At 42.0% G+C, this 4,811-nt stretch carries 6 protein-coding genes; 2 read left to right on the top strand and 4 right to left on the bottom strand.

Annotation, left to right across the window (positions count from 1 at the left end; all coding sequences use genetic code 11):
- Window positions 1–126 precede the first annotated feature (126 nt).
- Both WAM07_RS18020 and WAM07_RS18015 read right to left on the bottom strand, forming a co-directional pair.
- Window positions 127–2,253, bottom strand: a complete 2,127-nt coding sequence (locus tag WAM07_RS18020; protein WP_422168772.1) for a heavy metal translocating P-type ATPase — start codon at window positions 2,251–2,253, stop codon at window positions 127–129.
- 14 nt (window positions 2,254–2,267) lie between these two features.
- Window positions 2,268–2,606 carry an ArsR/SmtB family transcription factor gene (locus WAM07_RS18015; RefSeq protein ID WP_422168771.1) on the bottom strand — a complete coding sequence of 113 codons (339 nt, stop codon included), beginning with the start codon at window positions 2,604–2,606 and terminating at the stop codon, window positions 2,268–2,270.
- Between the two features lie 192 nt (window positions 2,607–2,798).
- Here WAM07_RS18015 and WAM07_RS18010 point away from each other — a divergent pair, with 192 nt between their 5' ends.
- Window positions 2,799–3,458, top strand: a complete 660-nt coding sequence (locus tag WAM07_RS18010) for a type 1 glutamine amidotransferase domain-containing protein (RefSeq protein ID WP_422168770.1) — start codon at window positions 2,799–2,801, stop codon at window positions 3,456–3,458.
- 92 nt (window positions 3,459–3,550) lie between these two features.
- Here WAM07_RS18010 and WAM07_RS18005 read toward each other — a convergent pair whose 3' ends face one another.
- Complete coding sequence (locus tag WAM07_RS18005; RefSeq protein ID WP_422168769.1) at window positions 3,551–3,781, bottom strand: hypothetical protein; 231 nt, start codon at window positions 3,779–3,781, stop codon at window positions 3,551–3,553.
- Window positions 3,782–3,925: 144 nt separating this feature from the next.
- Here WAM07_RS18005 and WAM07_RS18000 point away from each other — a divergent pair, with 144 nt between their 5' ends.
- Complete coding sequence (locus WAM07_RS18000; RefSeq protein ID WP_422168768.1) at window positions 3,926–4,348, top strand: VOC family protein; 423 nt, start codon at window positions 3,926–3,928, stop codon at window positions 4,346–4,348.
- Between the two features lie 216 nt (window positions 4,349–4,564).
- On the opposite strand, the gene WAM07_RS17995 is transcribed toward WAM07_RS18000, so the two are convergent.
- A partial coding sequence (locus WAM07_RS17995) for an FAD-dependent oxidoreductase (protein WP_422168767.1) occupies window positions 4,565–4,811 on the bottom strand: 247 nt, incomplete at its 5' end.

The following is a 4,811-nucleotide window of genomic DNA, read 5'->3' as shown; positions in this document are numbered from 1 at the left end:
GTTTATTGGTTTATTTGCATTATTTATTAGAATAAATCTGTATTCGATCGGAGAACTTAAATGGTAACAAATTTTATATGACGAATAATTCATAGCCGCAGCAATACTCCTGCTGCGGCATATTGATCAGGTCTTAAACTGCACGTCAGCTTCTTTATTTACTACAGAGGTTGAAACAGCTGATTTTGGCAGCATTACAGTTAAGCTGATAAGGGTAACAAGAATCGTAGCCCCCATATCTGACAAGATAGCTATCCATAGTGTAAGCCAACCTGGAATCGTCAGTAGTAACGCGACAAGCTTCAATCCTAAGGCAAGAGAAATGTTAAGCTTAACGACTCGATTCACTTGCTTGGCAATTCTTATAGAACTTGGCAGTTTACCCAGGTGGTCCTGCATAAGGACAATATCTGCTGTCTCAATCGCACTATCGGTTCCTTTCCCCATAGCAATACCGAGATCAGCTGTAGCCAAAGCGGGAGCATCGTTAATTCCGTCACCCACCATAGCAAGTCTGGTACCTTTACTTAGTCTCTTTACTTGTTCTACTTTCTGCTCAGGAAGCAAACCGGCATATACATCGGTTAACCCAATTTCACCAGCTACTTTTTCAGCTGTTTTTTCATGATCTCCAGTAAGCATAATCGTATGCTTAATTCCTGCCAAATGCAGATCGTTAATCAGGGACTTACTTTCATCTCTTATCTCGTCCGCGATACCGAACATCCCGAGAATCTCCTTTTCACTTGAAACAATGACCAGCGTATATCCTGCCTCTTTTAATGACTCAATATCCTTTTGCTGTTCTTTGGATAGATTTAAGTGATTAATCGTCTGTTCGCTTCCCATATAGTAAGGATGGTGGTCAATTTCAGCGTAAATCCCTTTCCCTGGTAACGCTTCTACTTTTGAAGGCTCTTTTAATGCTGAGTTCTTAGTGTTAACTTCAGCCATTACTGCTTTGGCAATCGGATGGGATGAATTCTTTTCAATCGAACCAGCTATTGAATAAAAGCGTTCAGCATCATATATTCTCGCTGTCTGAACGGTAGGTTCTCCCTTAGTCAATGTACCTGTTTTATCAAAAGCTATGCTTTCTACTTTACCTAGCTGCTCTAAAAATACGCCGCCTTTTACCAATATCCCATTGCGGGCGTTTTTTGTAATTCCGGACACAATAGCTATCGGAGAAGATAAAATAAGCGCGCACGGACAGCCAACTATTAACACCGCAAGCCCCTGATAAAGTGCTGCTCCCCATTCCATACTGAATAACAAAGGCGGAAGGACCATAACCAGAAGGGAAATCAGCATGATCGCCGGGGTATAGTACTTCGCAAAGCGATTAATAAACAATTCGGTTGGGGTTTTCATTTCCTGTGCTTCTTCAACTAAATGTAATATTTTCGCTAAGGAGGAATCTTCATAAGCTCTGGTTATTTTCACTTTTAGAAGGCCTTCGTTATTAATGCTGCCTCCATACAGATTTTCCCCAGCCGCCTTTTCGACCGGCAGTGATTCGCCGGTAATAGCCGATTCATTCACGGAACTGAACCCTTCTATCACGATCCCATCGGACGGGATCTTTTGACCAGCTTTCACGAGTACTACATCATTCTCTTGGAGGGATTCGATCGGTACAACTCTTTCTGAGCCATTCTCAAGTATCAGAGTGGCCTGTTTAGGAGCTACTTTTAGCAGCTGCTCCATTGAATTCCTTGCTTTTTCCATACCGAGACCTTCCAAGTATTCATTTAAACCGAATAGGATCGCTACAATTGTGGCTTCACGCCATTCTCCAATAGCTACGGCTCCTACCAATGCAATTGTCATTAACGTATCAATATTGAATTTCAGTTTTACTAAATTTCTGGCACCTTTAATAAACGTCTGATAACCACTGAGAGCCATGGCAGCTACGTACATCATAATTAACACATAGCCTGAAACATAGCTTTGCAATAAAAACGTGAGTCCAAAAATTACGCTTGAAAGAAAAACCAGCATCTTCATATTGGAACCGTGAGAGTGATTGTGATCGTTCTCTCCATGCTCGTTCGTTTCTACAAGCGAGGCTCCATCTGATTTTAATATTTGACGCACTTTATTTAAGTTTACTTGTTCATGGACCACAAGTTTACTTGAATTAAACTTCAGCTGTGCAGCGTCCCCGTGATCTAACTTTTTAATTTCGCTTTCCATTTCGGCTGCACAATTTGCACAGGACAGCCCCTGGAGTTTGTATTCCTTCATTCTTTCCCTCTCCTTTAGTGATGTAGAGCGTGATTGATCGTTTGCTGAAGGACATTGATGACATGCTCATCATCATGAGAGTAAAATAGTGTTGTTCCTGCTCTTCTGTATTTAACTAAACGCAAGTTCTTCAAAAATCTCAGCTGATGTGAAACGGTTGACTGTCTCAACTCTAAAGTATCTGCAATTTGGTTGACGGACATCTCCTGTTCGCATAGAAGATGTAAAATTCGTATGCGTGTCGGGTCAGATAAAGCTTTAAACGTTTGGGAAACGACGAACAGCGTCTCCTCATCCAGCCCTTCTACTTCTTCCTTTTTCTTTTGATCTTCTTTCTTCGGTTCATTATCCATATGACTCAACACCACCCTTATATGCACATATATTCATATATACATCTATCGTATGCAGGAATGTGTTTCTTGTCAACCATGTTCTGCCCATGTTTATTCCACATTTTTATTGGGAATTATTCTTTTAGCGCATGATGCTGCGTTAAATAAAAACTTTCCAAACGTTTCTTATATTGTAAGGAGGATTTTAATATGGCTAAGAAAGTATTAATGGTGCTTACTAATCATGATAAAATCACTGATGAGACACCTACAGGCGTATGGCTTTCCGAATTCGGAGAGGCTTACAACGAATTTAAACAGCACGGTTATGAAGTGACTGTAGCAAGCCCAAACGGTGGAGTCGTACCTGTGGACCCAAACAGCGTGAGCGAAGATGAACCGCAGGAAATTCTAGATACAAAACCTCACCTGGAAAACACAGCACCAATCACTGATTTTTCAGCTGAACAGTTTGACGCTGTGTTCTTGCCAGGCGGACATGGAACCATGTTCGATTTCCCTGATAACGAAACTCTTCAGAAACTGCTTCGTAACTTCTATGAAGCTGATAAATATGTAGCAGCCGTGTGTCACGGTCCCGCCGGACTTACAGGAGCTACTTTATCTAATGGAGAGCCCCTGGTTAAAGGTAAACGCGTCAGTGCCTTCACGGACTCAGAAGAAGCTGAAACAACTCTTGATCAGTACATGCCTTTCCTATTGGAAAGTAAATTGAATGAGCTTGGTGCCACAGTTTCTTCAGGACCTAACTGGAGTACTCATTATGAAGTAGACGGTTACTTGATTACCGGTCAAAACCCTCAATCTACTGAGGCTGTCGCAAAAGAACTTGTTAAACAACTAGGTTAATAGTAGAGGAAGGCTGATATCCGAGCGGGATGTCAGCCTTCTTTATGTAGGGAAGCGCTCCCGGGAAGGGCGCTTCAAGAGTTACTCATGTGTTATTTGTGGTGATGCCGGCCGCAAACACAGTCGAAAAGTCTGCGAACAAACAGGAAGTAGATAATTAACCAGAGTACAGCTAAAACTAGTACGACCACAAATACGGGAACGGCCAGAGGACCACCTGCAAATAAAGCAGCAGATGCTACTCCTGCAAGAGCAACGGGCGCCAAAAAGAGTGTAAATATCGCTAACCCCAGTCCGCCTGTATTTCTTAGTAGATCATGCATAAAGTCTAACTTCTGCTGCTATTCTATGTCGCAGAAAGGTTCTATCTTGTACAATTAACCAGTTAATGGAATGAAAAGGCTAGTATCTTGCAGTAGAAAAAGAGTCGTATGGTAGAATAATTCGTACAAAGAAGGAGGTCTTGGATGAAGAAAAAATTAGACCACATCGGTATTGCCGTTCGAGATATAGAAAACAGCATCGATTTTTATACGAATGAATTAGGCGGAACGTTAATCGACCGCTACCGAAGCGAAGCAGAAGGCGTTGAAAGTGAAATTGCCATCATTGATATTGAGGGTGACAGGACTGAACTTCTCATGCCTACAAACAATACAACTTCTCCTATTGCCAGGTTTATTAAGCAGAAAGGAAAAGGTGTCCATCATGTGGCCTATCATGTAGGAGATCTTGATCAAGCTTTAAAAGAACTTGAAACCAAAGGGATCCGCACACTAGAATGGTCACTTCGAACAAATAAGCATGGACGGCGTTTAATTTATTTAAACCCAGCCGATACAGAAGGAACAATCATCGAGTATTGCGATTATCCAGAACTAAAATCTTAAGATCAGCACCTTAATAAATAGGGCCGAGTCTAAATTATTATGATAAGGGCGAAATAGGAAGTTTCACGCGGTTCTTCAAATGTACATCCCTCTCACCTTGTCTTAGCATAATAAAAAAGACCAAATCACGTTGTGATTTGGTCTTTTTATTGCAAAATGTAATAGATGTTTTCTCTAGTGAGCGTGAACAGTGAACTCCTGGAATCGTCGCTCGTTCTAGTTCATGATCTCTATCGCTTCTGAGAGATCATAGTCAGCCGGATCAAGCTCTGTTTCCTGACCTAGAGCAAGTTTTGCAAGATCAGCGCCCAGAAATGGACCGGAAGTTAATCCAGATGCCCCGAGACCGTTAGCTGCCAGCAGGCCGGGGTGCTCTGGCACATAACCAAACACCGGAAGAAATCCCGGCGTAAACGGCCGGAACCCTACACGCGTCTCAAGAAGGGAACTCTTATATAAGCCG

The sequence above is a fragment of the Halobacillus sp. genome, from assembly GCF_049282395.1.
Taxonomy (GTDB): Bacteria; Bacillota; Bacilli; order Bacillales; family Halobacillaceae; genus Halobacillus.
The sequence above is the reverse complement of the archived record's forward strand: the minus strand, read 5'-3'. Positions and strand labels throughout refer to the sequence as shown.